Below are 20,577 nucleotides of genomic sequence, written 5' to 3' on the forward strand. Positions count from 1 at the left end.
CGGATCCCGGACCTTCTCCCTCGAGCAGCCGGTCGGGCGCAGACCAGCCTGCGTTGCCCTCGTTCTGGGGATCGACCCTGTGACACGCATCAGTATCCTGACTCGATGAGCGCTGCGCCGGGCTGGTACGACGACCCACAAGACCCGACCATCGTGCGGTACTTCGACGGCCTGGGCTGGACACCTCACACGCAGTACAAGCAAAACGGGAGCGTCCCGGCCCGCCCAGTGACCCGACTCTCTCGGGAGCGGGACGTTCCGCTTCGATCACGACGTGAGTTGCGAGCGCAGCAAGCTGGTGCCGAACCAGCTGTGCCCGGAGCAGCGCCCCAGAAGCGAGAGCGGTTGTCGAAGAACGAGGCACGTGCACGGCTCGCTGCGGCTGAGGGGACCATCGCGCGCCACGGGCTCCGACGATTCGAAGAGATCGACTCGTACCGAGAGTCGGTAGAGGCCGAGCTCGCCGCCGAGCGGCAGGCCGCGCTCGAGGAGTCTGCGTCGCTCCGCAAGGAGGCGTCGGAAACGCTCGACGAGAGCCGACGGCTCGTTGCCGAAGAACAGTCGCGAGCCTCGCGCGAAGCACTCGAGCGTCGAACCCAGAGCGAGCAGCAACTCAATCAACTCCTCGCCGACCTTCGTCTCGCACGCGCGGAGCTGGAGGAGGTCTCCCGCACACTCGTCGGGTCCCAGACGGCCGCGGAACTGCAGTCCGTAGGGCTCTTCGACTACGAGCACCCGGCCGGGTCGTCGGCGGCGCTCGCGACGTCGCTCGAGGCGCTCAGGAGCCGCATCAAGAACGCGGTACGAGACAAGGTCGCCGTGTCGTCGACGATGAACTTCACGTTCAACAACTCCGCGGCGCAGGGCAGGAAGTTCGTGAACGACATGACGAAAGTCCTGCTCCGCGCTTACAACGCAGAGGCCGAGAACGCCGTCAAGGCGACACGAGCCGGGAACCTGCACACCGCACAGGCCCGATTGTCGCGCGCCGCCGAACAGATCGCGAAGAGCGGTCAGATGATCAGTCTCCGCATCACCGATTCCTACCACCGGATGCGTCTCGAAGAACTGGAACTCGCTGCGCGTCACCTGCAGGCCGTGCAGGCAGAGAAGGAACTCGAGCGGGAGCGACGCGCAGAGCTTCGCGAGCAGCGGAAGGCAGAACAGGAACTGCAGGTCGAGCGCGACCGCCTCGAGAAGGAACGCGGCCACTACCTGGCGACACTCGCAGCACTGGAAGCGAACGGAGATCTGGACGGTGCCGCTCGGATCCGCTCGAAGCTCGAGGACGTCGATCGCGCAGTCGCCGACGTGGACTACCGTGCTGCGAACGTGCGAGCCGGGTACGTCTACGTCATCTCCAACGTCGGAGCCTTCGGTGAGCGCATGGTCAAGATCGGTATGACGCGACGGCTCGAACCCATGGACCGGGTGAACGAGCTCGGCGACGCTTCCGTCCCGTTCCGGTTCGACGTGCATGCCCTGTTCTTCGCCGACGATGCGGTCGGCATCGAGACGATGCTGCACCAGCACTTCGCCGAGCAGCGGGTCAACCGCGTGAACCTGCGACGAGAGTTCTTCTACACGACCCCCGAGGCAGTCCTCGCTGCGCTGAAGGACCACCACGTCGAGATCGTGAGCTTCGCGGTGGAGCCTGAAGCACCGGAGTACCGCACCAGCCTAAACATGGTTGAGGAGGCCGCCAGCGTTCGCTGACGAGCGACGGTCGCCGAGCAGTCTGCGGCCGGCCGCCTTGCATTCCGCCCCAGGGGTGTCCCATCCGTACCTCCCACGCTGTGGCGCGCTCCAGCAGACTGGAGCAGGACCGGATCCGGTCCTGAAGCAACCCCACGAGGAGACCATTGCGCACCGTCAACGCGTACGCGGCCCCGTCCGCCACGGAACCGCTCGTCAAGACCACCATCACCCGTCGTGACCTCGGCCCGAACGACGTCGAGATCGACATCGCCTACGCCGGCATCTGCCACTCGGACATCCACACCGTCCGCGGCGAGTGGGGCGAGATCCAGTACCCCCAGGTCGTCGGCCACGAGATCGTCGGCCACGTCGCCTCCGTCGGCGAGAACGTCACCAAGCACAAGGTCGGCGACCGCGTCGGCGTCGGCTGCATGGTGAACTCCTGCGGCGAGTGCGAGAACTGCCTGAAGGGCGAAGAGCAGTACTGCCTCAAGGGCAACATCCAGACCTACGCGGGCGTCGACCCCGCCGACGGCAGCATCACCCAGGGCGGCTACTCGCAGGCAGTCGTCGTGAACGAGGACTTCGTGCTGCGCGTCCCCGAGTCGCTCGACATCGAGAAGGTCGCGCCACTGCTCTGCGCCGGCATCACCCTGTACTCGCCGCTGCACCACTGGAAGGCCGGCCCCGGCAAGAAGGTCGCGATCGTCGGCCTCGGCGGGCTCGGCCACATGGGCGTGAAGATCGCCGCCGCGCTCGGCGCCGAGGTCACCGTCCTGTCGCAGACCACGTCCAAGCAGGAGGACTCCCTCCGCTTCGGTGCCGTCGCCCACTACGCGACGAAGGACCCGGAGACGTTCGAGAAGCTCGCGAACTCCTTCGACCTCATCATCAACACGGTGTCGGCGAAGATCCCGATGGGTGCCTACCTGGGCCTGCTCGCGGTCGACGGCACCATCGTCAACGTCGGTGCCCCGTCGGAGCCGCTCGAGGTCCCCGCCTTCGCCCTGATCGGCTCGCGTCGCAGCTGGGCCGGTTCGGCCATCGGCGGCATCCGCGAGACCCAGGAGATGCTCGACTTCTGCGCCGAGCACGGCATCCTGCCGGAGACCGAGCTCATCAGCGCCGAGTACATCAACGAGGCGTACGAGCGCGTCCTGTCGTCGGACGTCCGGTACCGCTTCGTGATCGACGCGGCGACGCTGGCGTAGCGACCCGCGTCCTCCACGCGACCAGTGAGGAACTGGAGGCGCGGTGCCAGCTGGCACCGCGTCTCCAGTCCGTGACGCACATCAAACCGACCGTTCTGTACACTTCAGATTGTGAACACTGTATGCAAAACGGCGGAGTGATCGGTCGTGCTCGAGATCCCGAACGGACTGACCGAAGCCCATCGGATGACGTTCTACCGTGTCGTCTTCATCGACGCGTCGCTGCGCTTCGGGTGTCGAGGCGATGCGTCGCCCCGAAGCGGGACGCCGTCGCACGGTCGCTGAGCCATCCGACACGCGCACCACGCAGGCGGGACAGCGCCACGCACGACAGACTCGACCCATGACCACCACGGCCCACGAGGGCACCCCTCCCCTCGTGTCCGTCGCGGGCACCGACACGGACGCCGCCGTGAGCGACCTCGCCGGCATGTACGCCGGCCGCTCGTGGCGGTCCGATCGCACCGACGGCTCGTACTGGTACCGCTACGTCGGTGTCGGCGACGACCGGATGAGCATCCGCCGGTCGCAGATGCACGGGTCCCTCCGCGGCGACGCGGCCGTCGAGGGCGAGGTCGTGGTCCAGTGGATCGACGACGGCGTTGCCGCGATCGACGCCGGCCGTGACGAGGTCCGGATGCGACCGGGAGTCCCGACGCTCTTCCCGATCGAGCAGCGGTTCAGCATCGACTACACGAACTGGGACCAGCGGCTCGTGCACCTCGACCGCGGGCTCGTGCTCGACGTCGCGTCCGAGCGGTACCTGGTCGACGGGTCGGTCGACTTCGACCGGAACGCCACCCCGACGGCCGAGTCGATGACCCGGTGGCGCACCGCGGTCGCGTCATCGATCCGGGCCCTCCGTGAGCAGGGTTCGGAGTCGCTCGCGTGGCACGAGTCCCAGCGCGAGACCACCAGGGCGCTGCTCGACATGTACCGGTTCCGCGCAGAGGTGGCACCGATCGGCTGGGGCGAGCACCGGAACGCCCGGATCCGCACCGCCGTCGAGCACATCCACGCGCACGCGCACGAACCGTTGACGGTGTCCGACCTCGCCCGGGTCGCCGACCTCAGCGTCCGCGGCCTGCAGGAGGCCTTCCACCGGACCCTCGACCGGTCGCCGATGCAGTACCTCCGCGAGGTCCGGCTGCGCCGCGCCCACGAGGACCTGCTCCGCGCCTCCCCCGCCCAGGTCGCGGTCGCGGACGTCGCGGCGCGCTGGGGCTTCACGCACATGGGTCGGTTCTCGGGCGAGTACCTCCGCCGGTTCGGCGAGTACCCGAAGGTGACGCTCCGGCGCTAGCCGACCTCGTCGCCCGACGGCAACGCCGCGCACCAGTCCACGGACCCCGCGTCGATGCTCGCCTCGAGCGCTCCCGAGGTGGCGTCGACGATGCTCACGAGCTCGCTCGTCGCCGACTTCGTCGCGACGGCGACGAACTGCCCGTTCGGTGACGGGCAGACCGCGGTGACGCTCGCGTCCTCGGGGACGGTCACGGGCAGCCTGGAGGCGCGGCTCCCCTCCACGCGCACGATCCGTTGCGAGATGGTCCCGTCCGACCGCACGTCCCCCACCACCCGCAGGTAGCTGTCGTCCGTCAGCTGGGCGATGCGCCCGAGGTAGGCGGCGTCGGTGCTGGCATCGGGGGCCTGCAACGCCGTGCGCTTGCCGTCCGTGAGGTCGAGGCGCACGATGCCGGTCCCGGTCTCGACCACGGCGGTGGTGCCGGTGCCGACGAAGCCGTGCAGGTACGTGGCGCTCCCGAGCCGGACGGCGTCCGTCCGGCCGCTCATGTCGACGAGCACGAGGTCGTCGCTGCCGGTCCGGACGAGGGCGCTCTCGGTCCGCGGCACGTACGCCCACTGCGCGACCGTCATCGGGACGGCCCCGGTCACCGGCTTGCCGCTCCCGTCGACCGCGGTCGGCAGGTGCGTCCCGGTCATGTCGACGACGTACAGCCCGACGTTGCGGGACTGCCCGGTCGAGGTGTCGGCGTACTCGAACCCGAACGAGGCGCCGTCGTCCGCGGCGTGCAGGGCGGTGACGCGGCCCTCGGCGGTCGGCAACGTGAGGTGCTCGACGGGGGCGTCCTCGTCCTGCACCCCGCCGGCGAGCGGCACGATGTCGACGGAGGACCCGGCGTCCGTCCCGCTCACCACGACGAGCGACCGGCCGAGGCGGACGTACTCCGTGATGCCGGTCGCCTGGTACACGGTGGTCGCGCCCCCGGCGTCGAGGGACCGGCGGACGATGCGGTCCTTCGCGCCGGCGTCACCCGGGACGAGCGCGAGGACGTCGGTACTCCCCGTTCGGATCGAGGCACGGAGGTCCGAGGTCGCACGCTGCCCGGGGGCGCGGACGCCCGCGACGGTGACCGTGTAGTCGCGGTCGTACGCCAGTGGTCCGGCGAACTCCACGGCGATCGTGTTCCCGCTCGAGGTCACGGTGTGCGCTGCCGCCGGGCTGACCCGGACGTCGGCGGCGGACACCCGCTGCAGTGCCTGGTTCGCGGTGAGGATCACGCGCTGGGCCGGCCGGGACACCAGCCCGGAGGCGTCGTACGAGACGTCGCGGAGTCGGGGTCCCTGCTGCGAGCCGACGACCGCGGCGGCCGTGCCGACGACGACGAACACCAGGACCGTGGCGACGAGCCGGCGGCGGAAGCGGTTCCGGGGCCGACGGCGCTGCATCGTCTCAGCCTCAGTACTCATACGGGTCCTTCGGCTGCGCGATCTTCTTGACCGTCGCTGCCTTGATGACGATCCGGGCGTCCGCCGACTGGTCAGGGTTGGCGGCGAGCGCGCCCGTGACGGTGACCCACTGGTCCTCGTCGGGGACGGTGCCGTTCGTGACGACCCCGAGCCCGACGGGCTGGGCGTCCACGGCGCAGCAGCTGATCACGAACCGGGTCAGCGTGAACGAACCGTCCGACCCGGCCACGACGAACCCGGAGAGCCGCACCTGCTTGCCGACGAGCGACGTGGTGTCCGTGGTCTGGCGGATGAGGGCGGCCCAGTCCTTCACGCCGTACTCCGACGTGTCGACGGAGCCACTGCCGAGCAGGGACACCGCCGCTTCCGATCCGGTGGCGTTCGACAGGGTCGCCGAGTCCACGCTCCGCTGTTGCGCGGTGCGGGCGGAGAGGGTCGTCGGGGGCAGGACGAGCATGGCGGCGGTGACCCCGATCGTGACGAGCGCCGCCACCCCACCCAGGATGACCCGCGTGAGGCGACCCGCGCCTCCAGGCCGCTGCTCGTGTTCCTCGTCGTCGTGACGGTGCTCGTGCCCGCGCGCCACGACGACCAGGCCGGCCACCGACGCGGGCACCGCGACGGCCGCGAGCACGATCGTGAACACCGAGTACCGCGGGTTGATGTACAGGTCGAGGTGCCCGGCGAGGGCGAGCCACAGCGTGCAGAGCGCCACCGCGAGCACCGACCCGAGGCCGAGGTACGCGGGCAGGCGCGACTCAGACGAGGACATTCATCACCAACCCGACGGTCGCGGCGAACAGGACGCAGACGACGGCGAGCAGCACCAGGAAGCGTGCGCGGAACGTCGTTCGGAGCAGGGCGATCATCTTCACGTCGATGATCGGCCCGATGATGAGGAAGGCGGTGATCGACCCGGGCAGGAACGTCGACGCGAACGACAGCGCGAAGAAGGCGTCCACGTTCGAGCACAGCGACACCGTCATCGCCAGGAGCATCATCGCAGCGACGGACAGCACCGGGTTCGCGCCGATCGACACGAGCGTGGACCGGGGCACGGCCACCTGGATCGCGGCGGCCAGTCCGGCGCCGACGAACAGCGCGGGCATCATCGTCGCGGTCTCGCCACCGAACTGCGCGGCGCTCTCCCGCCAGCGGTTCCGGGACCGCGGGGCACCGATCGCCGCACGGCAGCGGGCCTCGAACGCGGGCAGCAGCAGGTCGGCCGGACGGCGGTGCGCGGCGACGATCCAGCCGACGAGGTTGGCGATCACGAAGCCGCCGACGATGCGGACGGGCAGGATCCAGCCGGACCAGCCGAACGCCTGCGCGGTGCTGATGATCACGAGCGGGTTGAGGATCGGGGCGGCGACGAGGAACGTGACGGCCTCGGCCGGCGTGAACCCGCGCATCATCAGGCCCCGGGCGAGGGGCACGTTCCCGCACTCGCACACCGGGAAGAGCATGCCGATCAGGGAGATCACGGCCCGGCGCGGGATCGGGCGCTGCGGCAGGGCCTTCTCGAGCGCACCGACGGGCACCCAGACCTCGACGACGATGGACAGCACGATGCCGAGCACCACGAACGGCAGGGACTCGACGACGACGCTGATCGCCAGGGTGAGGAAGTCCTGCACGACGTTCGGCAACCCCGCGGTCCCGACGGCCGGGGACAGCAGGCGGATCCCGAGCAGCACGACGACGGCGAGCAGCACGAGCCCGGGGCCGGTGAGGGCCCGCGATCGGGAGTCAGCGCGCTGCGGCGGCCGGGTGGTCGTCGTCACCGGGCAAGGATAGGCGACGGACGTTGCCGCGCGGGGCGGCGCGGCGCACGGTGCGACGCGTCGCACGGTACGAGGCGCGCGCAGTGTGCGAGGTTCCGGTCACCGTGGGACGCCGCGAGCCTCGCACCATGCACGGGACCTCGCACCATGCCCACGGGACCTCGCACCGTGCGAGGCCTCGGGCGCCCCGCGACGCCCGCAACGACCCACCTCAGCCCGCGGCGACCCCGTCGAGGTGCCGGTCCAGCACCTCGATCGCCCAGTCGCCGGACTCCCCCGGCGCGAGCCGCACGACGTGCATCGCGAGCCCGTCGATCAGCGCGTGCAGCCGCCGGACCTCGTACTCACGATCGGTGGCGGGCACCCCGACGAGCCCGAGGATCTCCTCGCTCCACTCCCGCATCTCGTCGACGACCCGGTCGAGTGCCGGCCGGAGCTCGGCGTCGGTCAGCGCCGCGTTCCCGAGCGCGAGGTAGACGTCGAGCTCGATGACCCGCTCCTCGTCGAGGGGCAGCAGCTCGAGGACGATCCGGTGCGCGCGGTCACGGCCCGAGATGTCGGACGCGATCGACGCGATCCGCTCCCGCGTGCGGTCGAACACGAGCGTGATGGTGTGCTCGCGCATGCTCGACTGCGTCGGGAACACGTAGCGCACGGTGCTCGGCGGCAGCCCGGCCTCGGCGGCGACGTTCCGGACGCTCAGGGCCCCGAGGCCGTCCCGCGCGAGGACGCGGCACGCCGCTTCGGACACGGTGCGGCGCCGTTCCTCGACGTCGATGCTCCTGGTCACGCCCCCATACTCGCACAGTTGTGCTACTTTCGAATTCGTACTCGTACTCGCACACTCGTACGACTCATGGAAGGAGATCGTCATGGCATGGGTGATCCTCGTCCTGTCCGGCGTCCTCGAGGCCGTGTGGGCCACCGCCCTCGGCGCCTCGAACGGCTTCAAAAAGGTCGTCCCGACGATCGTGTTCGTCGCAGGCATGGCGCTGAGCATGGTCGGCCTGGCGTTCGCGATGAAGGAGATCCCGGTCGGCACCGCCTACGCCGTCTGGGTCGGCATCGGCGCATCGCTCACGGTGATCGTCGCGATCCTCCGCAAGCAGGAGGCCGCCTCGGTCGCCCGGATCGCCCTCGTGCTCGGGCTCGTCGCCTGCGTCGTCGGCCTCAAGGTGGTGAGCTGAGGTGCCGTGGATCGTCCTGTTCGTCAGCGCCGCGCTCGAGACCGTGTGGGCGACCACCCTCGGCGAGAGCGACGGCTTCACCGTCCCCGGCCCGACGATCGTGTTCGCGATCACCATCGTGGTGAGCCTCGTCGCGTTCGGCTACGTCCTGAAGCACATCCCGATCAGCACGGCGTACGCGGTGTGGACGGGGACCGGTGCTGCCCTGACCGTCCTGTGGGGCATGGCGACCGGCGCCGAGCCAGTGACGGTGCTGCGCGTGCTGTTCATCGCCGGCATCGTCGGCTGCGTGGTGGGCCTCAAGCTGGTCCCCGCCCGCCCGGTCACTCCCGCGCCCGCCGCGCCGGCCGCCCCGGCCCGAGACTCGGCCTGAGCGACAGAACTCGCGCCCCGAGACCCGAGGACCGTCGCCCGGCCCGAGTCTCGTGGCACGGCAGACGCAACGCACCCCGGAACGGACTGGAGGCGCGGTGCCAGCCCGCACCGCGCCTCCAGTCCGTCGGTGGTCGCGCCCACCTCGCATGGTGAGCGCAGCGAGCGTCAGACCGACGCGCCCGTCCACTCGTCCTCGGCGGCGACGTGGTCGCTGCCCGCCGTGCCGGCGGCCAGCGCCGCGGCCGCACGAGCCGCGTGCGACGGCGGGTCCGACGGCACGTCCGCCGGACGCCCCTCGTCGTTGATCGTGCGGAGCGCGGGCACGATGTCCTCGGCCAGGATGTCGATCTGCTCGAGCACCGTCTTGAGCGGCAGCCCCGCGTGGTCGACGAGGAACAGCTGACGTTGGTAGTGCCCGACGCTGTCCTTCATCGCGGCGTACCGGTCGATGACCTGCTGCGGGGAGCCGACGGTGAGCGGAGTCTGGTGGGTGAAGTCCTCCATCGAGGGGCCGTGTCCGTACACCGGCGCGTTGTCGAAGTACGGGCGGAACTCGTCGATCGCGTCCTGCGAGTTCTTCCGGGCGAAGAACTGCCCACCGAGGCCCACGATCGCCTGGTCGGCACGCCCGTGGCCGTAGTGCTCGAAGCGCTGCCGGTACAGCCCGACCATCTGCGCGGTGTGCTCGATCGGCCAGAAGATGTTGTTGTGGAAGAAGCCGTCGCCGTAGTAGGCGGCCTGCTCGGCGATCTCCGGCGTCCGGATGGAGCCGTGCCACACGAAGGGCGGGACGCCGTCGAGCGGACGCGGAGTCGACGTGAAGCCCTGCAGTGGCGTACGGAACTTGCCTTGCCAGTTGACGACGTCGTTCTCCCAGAGCTGGCGGACGAGTGCGTAGTTCTCGATCGCCAGGTTGACGCCCTGGCGGATGTCCTGGCCGAACCACGGGTAGACGGGACCGGTGTTGCCGCGGCCCATCATGAGGTCCATCCGGCCGTCGGAGATGACCTGGAGCATCGCGTACTCCTCGGCGATGCGCACCGGGTCGTTCGTGGTGATCAGGGTCGTCGAGGTCGAGAGCGTGATGTGCTTCGTCCGGCCCGCGAGGTAGCCGAGCATGGTGGTCGGCGACGACGCCACGAACGGCGGGTTGTGGTGCTCGCCGGTGGCGAAGACGTCGAGGCCGGCCTGGTCGGCGTGCTCGGCGATCGTCAGGATGTCCCGGACGCGCTGGGTGTCGTCGGGGGTCTGCCCGGTGGTGGGGTCGGTCGTGACGTCACTGACCGTGAAGATGCCGAACTGCATGATGCGCCGCCTTCCGCGAATTCGATGCGTTTGCATCGACTTGCTGGGTACAACGTAGCGCAGCCGCCGGCATTCCCGCCAGGAGCCGCTACGCCGCGTCGTCCTCCAGGACCCGCCCGCGCAGCACCTTCGACTCCCGCCAGAGCATGTACGCGCCGGTCCACACGAACATGATCGCGACGAGCGCCAGGCACGGGAACAGGAACACGAAGTCGAGCGTCGTCCCGATCGGCGGCGCCCCCGGCATCGCCGACCGGAGCGCCGGGAACGACAGCAGGGTCGCGCTCAGCCAGATGACGTTCGCGAACTCGAGCTTCCGCCGCAGGATCGCCGCACCGATCGTCACGACGGCCATCAGCGTCGTGAACAGGATCGCGAGGATGTAGAACGACACGATCACGACGCTCAGGGTGTCGCGGTGTCCGTCGATCTGCATCGGGACGAGGGTCCGACCGTCCTGCTGCTCACCGGCACTCCGCTCGGCGTTCATCACCCACGGGCGCGCCGAGTTCGACATGTCCACCTCGAACGGCACGGCAGCGCTGGTGTCGTCGTTCTGCACGCTCAGTTGGAAGTTCGTGAACGGCTGGTCGAACGGGTACGAGGTGTCGCCACGGTCCAGGGTCAGCGTCAGCGAGGTCGCGTCCACCACCGACTGCCCCGGGAACGTCACCACGCTCGTCGTCACGCCGCCGCTCGAGACCTCGATGCGGAGCGGCTTCGATATCTCACCGGCCTTCTCGCCCTCGTACATCCCGTGCGGGATCGGCAGCACGTTCGCCTGCATCACCCGGTTCGACAGGTCGACGTCCTGCACGCTCATCCGCAGGGTCATGTAGTTCCCGGTGGGGCTGTTCGACCCGCTCACCGGCACCGCGGTCGTGGTCTTCAGCGCGCCGGAGAGCCCGATCACGACGTAGTACACCGCCAGGAGCACCACCGCGACGAGCAGGATGATCGGCGCCGGGTTCCTGCGGGGGCGCTTCTCGGTGGGTGCGTCGGTCGTCTGCGTCATCGGTTGCTCCCGGACGGTGGATCGGTGGTGGGACGGGGACTGGTCGGACTGGAGGCACGGCTCGGCTCCGGCGGACCGGATCCGGTCGGCGACGTGGTCGCCCCTGCGGCGGGGCCGGAGGCGGCGCGTCGACCCGCGACGGTCGCGGCGAGCGCGAAGAGCAGCATCGCGAGGAGCGGTACCATCGCGCCGGGGAACTCCGTGACGTTGAACGTGGTGATCTGGTCGGCGAGCTGGGATGCCTCGGTCTCGCCCTTCGCCACCGCGGTGGTGACGGTGATCGCGTTCGCCTGCGACGCCCGGTTCGACGCGAGGGAGATCTGCTGCACGGCGGTGTCCGGGGCGTTCACGGGGTCGGCGTACACGCGGACGTCGACGTCCGCCTGCTGCCCGGGGTCGAGCGGGATCATGCAGGAGAACGAGGTCGTGGCGACGGTGCAGTCGAGCGGCTGGTCGTCCACCTTGACGTTCACGTTGCGGTAGACCATGCCGGTCGACATCCGGGCCTGGAAGGTGATCGCGACCGTCGCTCCGGAGGCGTTCGGGCCGAGGGTGCCGCGCATGTCGGAGGCCGTGCCGGGGACGATGCGCTGGGTCCCGAAGCGGAGGTTCATCGCCATCGGGCCGCTGTTCACCCCGTCGCCGTCGCCGTCGCCGCTGCCGTCGCCTGACCCGTCGCCGGAGCCGTTGCCGGCGCCGGGGACGGGTCTGGACGGCGTGCTCGGGGTCGCCGGTGCCGACGACGACGGCTGGCCGGCGTCCCCGGAGGCGGACCCGCCGCTCGCGCCGGAGCCGCTGCCGTTCCCGGGGCCGCTGCCGGCACCGGCACCGGCACCGGTGCCGCCGGAACCGTCACTGCCGGAGCCGCCGGGGGCCGTACCGCCGGACCCACCCGTGGAACCGCCGCCGGTGCCGGGGACGGGAGTCGTGCCTCCAGGCGGGGTGGCCGGTGCGCGCACCGTGAAGCGGGTGCTGCCGGCGTCGGACTCGATGCCGCCGACGGTCTGCGTCGCCGTCAGCGTGACCGCGCCGAGCGGGAAGGTGCGGTCGGGCGTGCACGAGAACCCGGTGCTCGCCATGCCGGTGGCCGTGCACAGCACGGTGTCGCCCTGCCGGACGGCGACCGTCGCACCGGGCAGGACCCCGTTGCCGAAGACGCCGACCCGACGCGCGACGATCGACGAGCCGTTCGCCGGCGCCGTGATCACCGGCGCGGTCGGGGCGGACGTGACGAGGGTGCTGCTCGAGTCGACGGGCGAATCCGGGTCGGTCGACGACGACGCCCTCGTGGCGATCGGGAACGACGTCCCGGGCGCGGTCCCCGAGGGCGCTGCGACGGTCAGCCGGAACACCCGCTCGCCGCCGGACGCCATCGTGCCGAGCTGGACGCCGGACGCCAGGGTCGCGCAGTCGAACGCCGTGCCGTCGAGCTCGCACACCGGGACCTGGAGCCCGCCGGTGTCGGCGGTGAAAACGACGCCCCGGGCCTCGCCGTCGCCGGCGTTCCGGACGGTGACGGTGTGCACGGCCGGGAAGCCGGCGTAGAGCGGGGTGCCGCCGGTCTGCGTGATCGCGAGTCCGGCCTCGGCGAGGACCGTGAACGTGCTCGTCGCAGCCGGCGACATCTGGCCGAACCGGTCGGTCTGGGTCGCACTGATCGTGTGGGTGCCGACGGCGAGCGGTGCCGCCGGGGCACAGGACCACGTCGACTCGGCGCTCGCAGCGACGGTGCACAGCGGGTCGCCGTCGAGCGTCGCCGTCAGGGTCGTGCCGGTCGTGGTCGCGGCACCGGCGGTCTTCGTGCCGGTGATCGTCGGCTGGGTCACGATCGACTCGTCGCCGGCGGGCGGGGCGGTGATCGCGGGGGCGGCGGGGGCCGGCGGGGCGACGACGGTGATCGCGTACGGCGCTGCCGCTTCGAACGGTGTGATCACGGACGATCCCGTGAACGCGCCGAGCGGCGCCGCTGGGTCGATCGTCATGGTGATCGCGACCTGGTTGTTCGGACCCCACGTGCTGAAGCCGCACAGGGCCTGCTGGCCACCGTTCGCCGGCGCGCACGAGAACGGCCCGAGACCGGGAGCAGGAACGGACTGCGCCGAGGTGATCGTCGTGTTCGGCGGCGCCGTGATCGTCCACGTCCCGGTGCCGGCGTTCTGGTTCTGCACCACCGCCTGCACCGAGCTGCCGGGGACTCCGCTGGGGGCCGCGCCGACCTGGACCATCGCCGAGGCGGCGGCCGTCGGCACGAGCGCAGCGACACCGACCATGATCAGACCCAGGGCAGCGGCGATCGTCCCACGTACTCGGCGACCTCGCGCCACGGTGTGCTGCACCCGCATGGTTCCCTGTCCGCCGCGGGTCCCTGGTCCGCCGACGCGGGCCACGCTAGTCGTCGTTCTGCCCGGGTTCCGGACGCGTTACAGGGCTGTAACCCTCGCGCGTGCGATTGCAACTGTGACGCTCACGCGGGGACGGCCTCGGTGTCGGTGCGCGCCGCGTGGTGCATCCCGTCCGCGAACCACACGATCGTCACGACCGCCAGCACGCTCGCGCTCGACGCCATCCGCCCCGCCACGAGGATCGCTGCGTGGTCGTGCGCACCGCCCGTCACGCCGTACACGAGCGCCGCGACGCCCACGAGGAACGTGACCCCGGTCGCCACGAGGAGGACCCCGGTCACGACGCGGCGCGGTCCCCGGTGTCCGTCCCGGTCGCCGCGCTCACCGCGGTCCACGCTCGGCCCGAACGCCCGGACGACCCCGAGCCAGAAGAGTGCGATGGCGCACGCTCCGATGATGTCGCTCACCCGGTGCCAGCCGTAGACCACGGTCTGGTTCGCGACGAACACCGCGTACGCCGCACCGATCAGGGTGACGATCGGTCGGAAGCGCCGCGGGGTCACCATCAGCACGGCGAACAGTGCCGCGAGGGCGATCGTGGCGTGGCCCGAGGGGAACGAGTTGGGGGTCGTCGACTGGGCGATCTCCGGGCGCTCGGCGATACGCTTGACGAGCGTCGAGGTGGCCGCCGCCGCGAGCACGACGACATCGGCTCCGAGCCCCACCGCGAGCCGACGTCGAGCGAACGCGACGGCAGCGATCACGACCAGGAGCAACAGGATCACCGGCACCGAGATGACGTTGAGCGCAGTGTCCGACCCGAACAGGTCGGACTCCCGGACCCCGCCGAGTGCGGCGTCCTCGACCCGCTGCCCCACCGGCGTCAACACCGCCGCCGCGTAGACGAGAGGCACGATCACGAACCCCAGAGCCGCCAACAGCCCCCACCGCAACCGTCGCGAGACACTCGGTCCACGCGATGCAGGTGCGTTGCGTTCGGGCGTTCGCGTCACCGGACTGGTCCTCCTCGGGGTGCTGGTCGTCGGCCTCGTCACGCGCCTGGCGACGCGCGTGCGATTCGGACGGTCGGGGTCCGACACGATACCGTTGGAGCGCCGGTCGGAGGCTGGGAACGCACCGATCGGGCTCGCGCGGGTGAACGCACCGGCGCACATCGCCGGACCGACGTACAGCGCGTCGGCTGCGTACGAGGAGGAAACCGAAGTGGCAGTCAAGGAACCGAGCATCACCGCTTCCCCGAACCGTGGACTCGCGCTCACGGTCGGCGCGATCCTCTTCGTGTGGGGCATCCTCGGCTTCTTCTTCGCTGCCGACGGCGACCCCGGGTTCTTCAGCCGCCAGGGCGGCATGCTCTGGAACGCGTTCGGCGTCAACCCGCCGCTCGCCCTGATCTGGGTGATGCTGGCCGCCGTGCTCCTCATCGTGGGTCTCGGCAACACGATCGGGTCGCGCAACGGCAACATCCTGGTCGGCGCCGTGCTCGTCGTGCTCGCCGTGTACGGCTTCGTGTTCGTGAACACCTCGGCCAACATCTTCGCGCTCAACACCACGGACAACGTGTTCCACGCGATCGTCGGTGTCATCCTGCTCCTGACGGCGTTCGGTGCCGACAAGCAGAACCTCCGCGCACTCCGGGCGGACGCCGCTCGCGCCTGAGTCCTCGCGTCCACGAACGCCCCGCCCGCCCACGTGGCCGGCGGGGCGTCGTGCGTCCGGGCGTCGGGGCGTGGGGTGTCGGGCGTCGTGGTCGCCGAGGTCGCACGACTCGCCGTGTGCGCGCCGCCGAGGTCGCACGTTCTGCCGCCCACTCGGCGCTCGGGCGGCACTTCGCGCGACCTCGCGAGCGCGCGAGCGCGCGAGCGCGCGAGCGCGCGGGCGTCAGGCCTCGTCGGGCTCCGGGGCCTTCGGTGCCTCGAGCTCCGTCGCCACCACGCGCGGTGCCTCGGACATGAAGCGCCGGACGTCGAGGTCCACGATGATGTCCTGCGGCCGCAGCGGTCGGGTCAGGTAGAGCCCCTCGAGCGAGGTCAGCCGCGACAACGCCACGTACGTCTGCCCAGCGCTGAACACCCGGTTGCCCAGGTCGACCACGGCCCGGTCGTACGTGCTGCCCTGCGACTTGTGGATCGTCACCGCCCACGCCAGGCGCAACGGGAACTGCTGGAACTCCCCCACGGTGTCCTTCTTGAGTTCCTTCTTGTCCGGGTCGTAGGAGTACTTGAACTTCTCCCACACCGACGGCTGGACCTCGAAGGACTCCCCGTCGACGTCGACCCACACGGTGTCCCGGATCGTCTGCACGATGCCGAGGGTGCCGTTCACCCAGCGCTGGTCGGGGTCGTTGCGCAGGAACATCACGTGCGCGCCGGGCTTGAGCTCAAGGGCTTCGTCGGCGGGGAAGTTCCGCCCGCCGAAGTCGCCGTTCACGTCCGCCTTCGCCGTCTTCACCTTGCCCGGCAGCCGGTCGAGCGCGGCCTTGTTGATGCGCGCCACGGTGTCGTTGCGGGTCGCGAGGGTGATCGCGTCGTCGGGTGCGGGTCGTGCCCCGGCGGCGTTGAGCTGGCCGGCGACGTCGGCCGTGACACGTCCGTGCCGCACGGCCGTGAGCATCGCGGCGAAGGCGTCGTCCCGCTGGCGGTGGACGGTCGCGAGTTCGATGATGTTCAGCTCGGCCTCGAGCCACACCTTCGCGTCGAAGAACCACATCGACCGGTAGTGGTCGGTGAAGTACGCGCGCTCGTCGCCGTCGCCCGGGACCGGGGGCAACTGGTACGGGTCGCCGAACATCACGACCTGCACGCCGCCGAACGCCTCGAACTGCCGACCGCGGGCCTTCCGGAGCGAGCGGTCCATGGCGTCGAGCAGGTCGGCGTTCACCATCGAGACCTCGTCGATCACGAGGGTGTCGATGGTGTTGAGGAGCTTCCGGGTGTCCGGTCCCTGTCGCAGCTCGGCGTCCGCGATGAGACCGATCGGCAGGCGGAACAGCGAGTGGATGGTCTGTCCGCCGACGTTCAGCGCGGCGACACCGGTCGGCGCGCAGATCACGACCTGCTTCTCGGTGTTCCACGACAGGTGGTTGAGGAGCGTCGACTTGCCCGTCCCCGCACGCCCGGTGATGAACACGTGGTCGCGGGTGTGCTCGATGTACTCGAAGACCGCCCGCTGCTCGGCACTCAGCTCGACGCTCATCGGGTCACCGCGGAGTCGTCGCTGCTGTCGTCGAAGTCCGGTACGTCGGACGCGCTCCCGTTCGCGCCCCGGTTCGGACGTCGCGCCCCGGTGTGTGCGGGCGCGATGTCCGCATCGGGGCGCAATCCGTCGGACGCGGACGCGGACGCGGGCGCGCGCGAAGCCGCCTCGCGCCGCACGCGGACGAGCACCACCACGACGACGGTCACGAGCACGACGGCACCGGCGACCACGAGCAGGGCACCCGCGCGCGCCTGGTCGACGAGCGGGTCTGGCCCCCACGTCCGGCCCATCGCGCCGAACCACGACGCCTGCAGCAGCCCGAGCGGCCCGCGCATCGCGATGCCGAGCGAGACCAGGCCCGCTGCGACGACGACCGCACCGGCGATCCGGACGAGTGCCGCGGGCACTGAGGCGCGTCGGGCACCGGCCGCGATCGGCGTGAGCAGGGTCGGCACCGCGAGAAGCCCGACGAGCAGGAACACGACGTCGATCACCGTGCGCCCGGTGGAGTCGCTGACGGACCACCGGAGCGCGTCGGTCACGAAGAACGCCCACCACACGGCGGCGAGGAACACGAACGCCGGGAACGGCTGCACGAGGTAGCGCACCGCGGCGTTGTCGAGCAGGACCCCGGCCCACTCGCGCACACCGGTGCTGTCGTCGTCACGCGGGTGCACGGCCGCGCGGACGAGCCGCACGGGCGCGGCGGCCCAGAGCAGAGTCGGCACGACGAGCCCGAAGAGCAGGTGCGCGCCGACGTTCGCCGACACCAGGAACCGGTCGTAGGTGTGCAGCGAACCCGACGTCGCCACGACGAGCGAGACGAGGGCGATGCCCAGTGCCACCGTGCGGCGGACGGGCCAGTGTTCCCCGCGCCGACGGAGCCGCAGGACCCCGGCGGCGTACGTCGCGGCGACGAGCACGGCCGCCATCAGCCAGAACAGGTCGATGTTCCACGCCGTCAGCCAGCCCCAGGCACCGGGTGCGTGCGGCAGCGTGTCGTCCGTCAGCAGCTCGGCCGGCGACGGGTTCGTGGTCTTGCTCAGCGCGATCTGGTCGACCGGGGTGGCCGTGCGACCGAGTGCGGCGGCGAACCCGCTCGCGAGCCCCATCACGGCCAGCTCGACGACGATCAGCGTCCAGAACGGGCGCCGACGGTCTAGCGCGACGGTGAGGGAGCGGATGGCACGCTGCCGCTGCACGGCCCCGAGGACGCCCATCGCCACGATGGCCGCGATCTTCACGAGCACCAGCACCCCGTACGGGGTGAACAGGTTCGAGAGCGCCCCGACGCGGATCTGTGCGGAGGCGACACCGGACACGGCGACGAGCACGAAGCAGCCGAGGGCGATGCTCGAGTACCGCCCGACGACCAGGGCGAGGCGGTCCGCGTCGATCACGGGGCGGAGCAGCACGAGCATCACGAGTCCGCCGACCCAGAGCGCGGCGCCCACCAGGTGCAGACCCAGCGCGGTGACCGCGGCGTCGTGGCTGGCCGTGCCCGCGGCGTGCCCCTGCTGCGCGAGCGGGATGAGGCCGATCATCGAGACGCCGGCGGTCAGGGCGACCATCCCCCGCGAGCGCACGGCGAAGCACAGCACGGTGACGGCAGCCGCGACGAGGACGGTCACGAGCCAGGCGAGCCCGAGGTCCGTGCCGGTGAGGAACACCCCCATCGACTGGCCGAACTGCTCGTCGAGGCTGACCTTGGAGCCCGCGACGCTGAGGAACGTGAAGAACGTCGTGACGGCGGAGGCCACCGTCCAGACGCCCGCGGCTCCGGCGGCGACGTCGATCGCCCGGTTCCACTCCGGAGCCGTGCGCGACAGCCCGACGGTCGCGAGCGCCAGGCCACCGATCGTGGCCGCGGCGGAGAGGTCGACGACCAGCCGGGCGATCGGGAGGCCGAAGCGCACCACGGTGCCCGGGTCGGCGATGAGCGCAGCGTTGGCCCCACCCCCGATGACGAGGGCGACCAACAGGGAGACGAACCCGACGAGCAGCAGCACGGCGGGGCCGGCGATGCGCGCGATCCGGTTCACCCGTCAAGCCTAGGCGCTGCCCCACCCGGCCACGGAATCGAGTGGGCCGACCTGTGGACGGCGATCCGTGCCTCCAGGCTGGGGATGGGTGACCACGCGCCGCAGGCACCGCGGCCCCGGGAACGACGAAAGGGACGGCCGGAGCCGTCCCTTCCAACGCGGAAGCAGTCCTACTTGACCGCAGCCTTCAGCTTCGAGCCGGCGCTGACCTTGACCGAGTCGCTCGCGGCGATCTCGATGGCCTCACCCGTCTGCGGGTTGCGGCCGGTGCGCGCGGCGCGGTGGGTCTTCTCGAAGGCGATCCAACCGGGGATCGTGACCTTGGTGCCGTCGGCAACCGAGCCGGAGACGACGGAGAAGAGCGCGTCGACGACGCCGTTGACGGTGGCCTGGCTCTGGCCGGACTCCTGCGCGACGGCAGCGACGAGCTCGGTGCGGTTCAGTGACTTGTCAGCCATGGATGTCCTCCTCGGACTTCTTGCAGTATCGGTCGGACGACTTCTCGTCCGGCGCCCGGAGCGGGTGCCCCGTGCCGCGGGACCGCAGGCGTGCTGCCCGGCGGAACCGGAGTCGAACGTACCAGCCACCTGGGACGAAACCCGCCGACTCGCCCGGATTTCCGGGGTTGTCGGGGTACCAGTGAGGCAGAAGTGACCGATGTGACGAAGATGTCCCCCGAAAGCACGAACGCCCCGCCACCACTGGGGTGACGGGGCGTTCGCGGAAGCTGGTGCTTACCAGGAGCTCTTCGTGATGCCCGGCAGCTCGCCACGGTGGGCCATGTCGCGGAAGCGGACACGGCTGATGCCGAACTCACCGAGGTGGCCACGGGGGCGGCCGTCGATGGCGTCGCGGTTGCGGTAGCGCACCGGCGACGCGTCGCGCGGGAGCTTCTGCAGGCCGACGCGAGCAGCCTCACGCGACTCGTCGGAGCCGTTCGGGTCCACGAGGGCCTTCTTCAGCTCGAGACGACGCTCGGCGTAGCGCGCGATGATCTCGGCACGCTGGTTGTTCTTCGCGATCTTGCTCTTCTTCGCCATGCTTAGCGCTCCTCACGGAAGTCGACGTGCTTGCGGATCACCGGGTCGTACTTCTTGAGCACGAGACGGTCCGGGTTGTTGCGACGGTTCTTCTTGGTCACGTAGGTGAACCCGGTGCCCGCCGTGGAGCGGAGCTTGATGATCGGACGAACGTCCTGACCCTTCTTGGCCATCAGATCTTCTCCCCACGGGCGAGGAGATCCTTGACGACGGACTCGATGCCGCGTGCGTCGATCACCTTGATGCCCTTAGCGCTGAGCGTGAGCGTGACGTTACGACGAAGCGAGGGCACGTAGTACGTCTTCTTCTGCACGTTCGGGTCGAAGCGGCGCTTCGTCCGGCGGTGCGAGTGCGAGATGTTGTGTCCGAAGCCGGGGGTGGCTCCGGTCACCTGGCACACTGCTGCCATGGTTTCCTCCTGAGGTACCGTGCGACCGATCGGCCGCACCCAAGTTCACTTGCCTGGCACGCACGCGCTGCCGCTCGGTCTGCGACCGGGCTGTCAGCGAGGGGGTTGTGCGCGCCGCCCAGGCCCGCGGACCCTGTCGAAGGGGCCGTGAGCACCGCGCGACCGCGGCGTTCGCGACGGTCGGAGGGCTTGGAACAACTGGGCTCGCCGCGCGGACGCGGAGAACCAAGGGTCAAGCGTA

At 70.5% G+C, this 20,577-nt stretch carries 20 protein-coding genes; 6 read left to right on the forward strand and 14 right to left on the reverse strand.

Annotated elements, in window-relative coordinates:
* Positions 1–105 precede the first annotated feature (105 nt).
* From ABIC61_RS10485 to ABIC61_RS10495, 3 genes are all read left to right on the forward strand, one after another.
* The gene (locus tag ABIC61_RS10485) at positions 106–1,716 is read left to right on the forward strand and encodes an SNIPE associated domain-containing protein (protein WP_354029852.1); all 1,611 of its coding nucleotides are present in this window, start codon (positions 106–108) and stop codon (positions 1,714–1,716) included.
* 146 nt (positions 1,717–1,862) lie between these two features.
* The gene (locus ABIC61_RS10490; RefSeq protein WP_144757008.1) at positions 1,863–2,909 is read left to right on the forward strand and encodes an NAD(P)-dependent alcohol dehydrogenase; all 1,047 of its coding nucleotides are present in this window, start codon (positions 1,863–1,865) and stop codon (positions 2,907–2,909) included.
* Positions 2,910–3,252: 343 nt separating this feature from the next.
* Positions 3,253–4,212, forward strand: a complete 960-nt coding sequence (locus tag ABIC61_RS10495) for an AraC family transcriptional regulator (protein ID WP_354029853.1) — start codon at positions 3,253–3,255, stop codon at positions 4,210–4,212.
* On the opposite strand, the gene ABIC61_RS10500 is transcribed toward ABIC61_RS10495, so the two are convergent.
* The 4 genes from ABIC61_RS10500 to ABIC61_RS10515 form a co-directional block, all read right to left on the reverse strand.
* Entirely contained in the window at positions 4,209–5,621 is a 1,413-nt protein-coding gene (locus tag ABIC61_RS10500) for a hypothetical protein (RefSeq protein WP_354029854.1), read from the reverse strand. The two genes, ABIC61_RS10495 and ABIC61_RS10500, sit on opposite strands and share 4 nt — an antisense overlap.
* Positions 5,611–6,393 carry a TIGR03943 family putative permease subunit gene (locus tag ABIC61_RS10505; RefSeq protein ID WP_354029855.1) on the reverse strand — a complete coding sequence of 261 codons (783 nt, stop codon included), beginning with the start codon at positions 6,391–6,393 and terminating at the stop codon, positions 5,611–5,613. Before ABIC61_RS10505 ends, ABIC61_RS10500 begins: the two co-directional genes overlap by 11 nt.
* Positions 6,380–7,405, reverse strand: a complete 1,026-nt coding sequence (locus tag ABIC61_RS10510) for a permease (RefSeq protein WP_354029856.1) — start codon at positions 7,403–7,405, stop codon at positions 6,380–6,382. The genes ABIC61_RS10505 and ABIC61_RS10510 overlap by 14 nt, the downstream gene beginning before the upstream one ends.
* A 211-nt stretch (positions 7,406–7,616) precedes the next feature.
* Positions 7,617–8,195, reverse strand: coding sequence for a TetR/AcrR family transcriptional regulator (locus ABIC61_RS10515; protein WP_354029857.1), 579 nt, complete (start codon positions 8,193–8,195; stop codon positions 7,617–7,619).
* 82 nt (positions 8,196–8,277) lie between these two features.
* Here ABIC61_RS10515 and ABIC61_RS10520 point away from each other — a divergent pair, with 82 nt between their 5' ends.
* Positions 8,278–8,592, forward strand: a complete 315-nt coding sequence (locus ABIC61_RS10520) for a DMT family transporter (protein WP_079237952.1) — start codon at positions 8,278–8,280, stop codon at positions 8,590–8,592.
* Between the two features lies 1 nt (position 8,593).
* Entirely contained in the window at positions 8,594–8,965 is a 372-nt protein-coding gene (locus ABIC61_RS10525; RefSeq protein ID WP_354029858.1) for a DMT family transporter, read from the forward strand.
* A 167-nt stretch (positions 8,966–9,132) separates the two neighbouring features.
* Here the strand turns inward: ABIC61_RS10525 and ABIC61_RS10530 are convergent, their stop codons facing one another.
* The 4 genes from ABIC61_RS10530 to ABIC61_RS10545 form a co-directional block, all read right to left on the reverse strand.
* Positions 9,133–10,272, reverse strand: a complete 1,140-nt coding sequence (locus ABIC61_RS10530; RefSeq protein ID WP_144756994.1) for a CE1758 family FMN-dependent luciferase-like monooxygenase — start codon at positions 10,270–10,272, stop codon at positions 9,133–9,135.
* Positions 10,273–10,360: 88 nt separating this feature from the next.
* A complete protein-coding gene (locus tag ABIC61_RS10535; RefSeq protein WP_354029859.1) occupies positions 10,361–11,287 on the reverse strand; it encodes a DUF4436 family protein in 927 nt (308 codons plus the stop codon).
* Positions 11,284–13,557 (reverse strand): Ig-like domain-containing protein, encoded by a 2,274-nt coding sequence (locus tag ABIC61_RS10540; RefSeq protein ID WP_354029860.1) that lies wholly within the window; start codon positions 13,555–13,557, stop codon positions 11,284–11,286. The genes ABIC61_RS10535 and ABIC61_RS10540 overlap by 4 nt, the downstream gene beginning before the upstream one ends.
* 194 nt (positions 13,558–13,751) lie before the next feature.
* A complete protein-coding gene (locus tag ABIC61_RS10545; protein WP_354029861.1) occupies positions 13,752–14,543 on the reverse strand; it encodes a phosphatase PAP2 family protein in 792 nt (263 codons plus the stop codon).
* 310 nt (positions 14,544–14,853) lie between these two features.
* On the opposite strand from ABIC61_RS10545, the gene ABIC61_RS10550 reads away from it, so the two are divergent.
* Positions 14,854–15,306 (forward strand): DUF4383 domain-containing protein, encoded by a 453-nt coding sequence (locus ABIC61_RS10550; protein WP_186322113.1) that lies wholly within the window; start codon positions 14,854–14,856, stop codon positions 15,304–15,306.
* A gap of 222 nt (positions 15,307–15,528) precedes the next feature.
* On the opposite strand, the gene ABIC61_RS10555 is transcribed toward ABIC61_RS10550, so the two are convergent.
* From ABIC61_RS10555 to rpmB, 6 genes are all read right to left on the reverse strand, one after another.
* On the reverse strand, positions 15,529–16,842 hold the full coding sequence (locus tag ABIC61_RS10555) for an ATP-dependent DNA helicase (RefSeq protein ID WP_144756985.1): 1,314 nt from the start codon (positions 16,840–16,842) through the stop codon (positions 15,529–15,531).
* Positions 16,839–18,887: a bifunctional copper resistance protein CopD/cytochrome c oxidase assembly protein gene (locus ABIC61_RS10560; protein WP_354029862.1), complete on the reverse strand. Its 2,049-nt coding sequence runs from the start codon at positions 18,885–18,887 to the stop codon at positions 16,839–16,841. Before ABIC61_RS10560 ends, ABIC61_RS10555 begins: the two co-directional genes overlap by 4 nt.
* Positions 18,888–19,057: 170 nt before the next feature.
* Complete coding sequence (locus ABIC61_RS10565; RefSeq protein ID WP_071299873.1) at positions 19,058–19,345, reverse strand: HU family DNA-binding protein; 288 nt, start codon at positions 19,343–19,345, stop codon at positions 19,058–19,060.
* 276 nt (positions 19,346–19,621) lie between these two features.
* Positions 19,622–19,927 carry a 30S ribosomal protein S14 gene (rpsN, locus tag ABIC61_RS10570; RefSeq protein ID WP_070417144.1) on the reverse strand — a complete coding sequence of 102 codons (306 nt, stop codon included), beginning with the start codon at positions 19,925–19,927 and terminating at the stop codon, positions 19,622–19,624.
* A 2-nt stretch (positions 19,928–19,929) separates the two neighbouring features.
* Positions 19,930–20,100, reverse strand: coding sequence for a 50S ribosomal protein L33 (rpmG, locus tag ABIC61_RS10575; protein WP_022908193.1), 171 nt, complete (start codon positions 20,098–20,100; stop codon positions 19,930–19,932).
* Positions 20,100–20,336, reverse strand: a complete 237-nt coding sequence (gene rpmB / locus ABIC61_RS10580) for a 50S ribosomal protein L28 (protein WP_022903747.1) — start codon at positions 20,334–20,336, stop codon at positions 20,100–20,102. The genes rpmG and rpmB overlap by 1 nt, the downstream gene beginning before the upstream one ends.
* Positions 20,337–20,577 lie beyond the last annotated feature (241 nt).

Source organism: Curtobacterium sp. 1544, from assembly GCF_040544915.1.
GTDB classification, from domain to species: Bacteria; Actinomycetota; Actinomycetes; order Actinomycetales; family Microbacteriaceae; genus Curtobacterium; species Curtobacterium pusillum_C.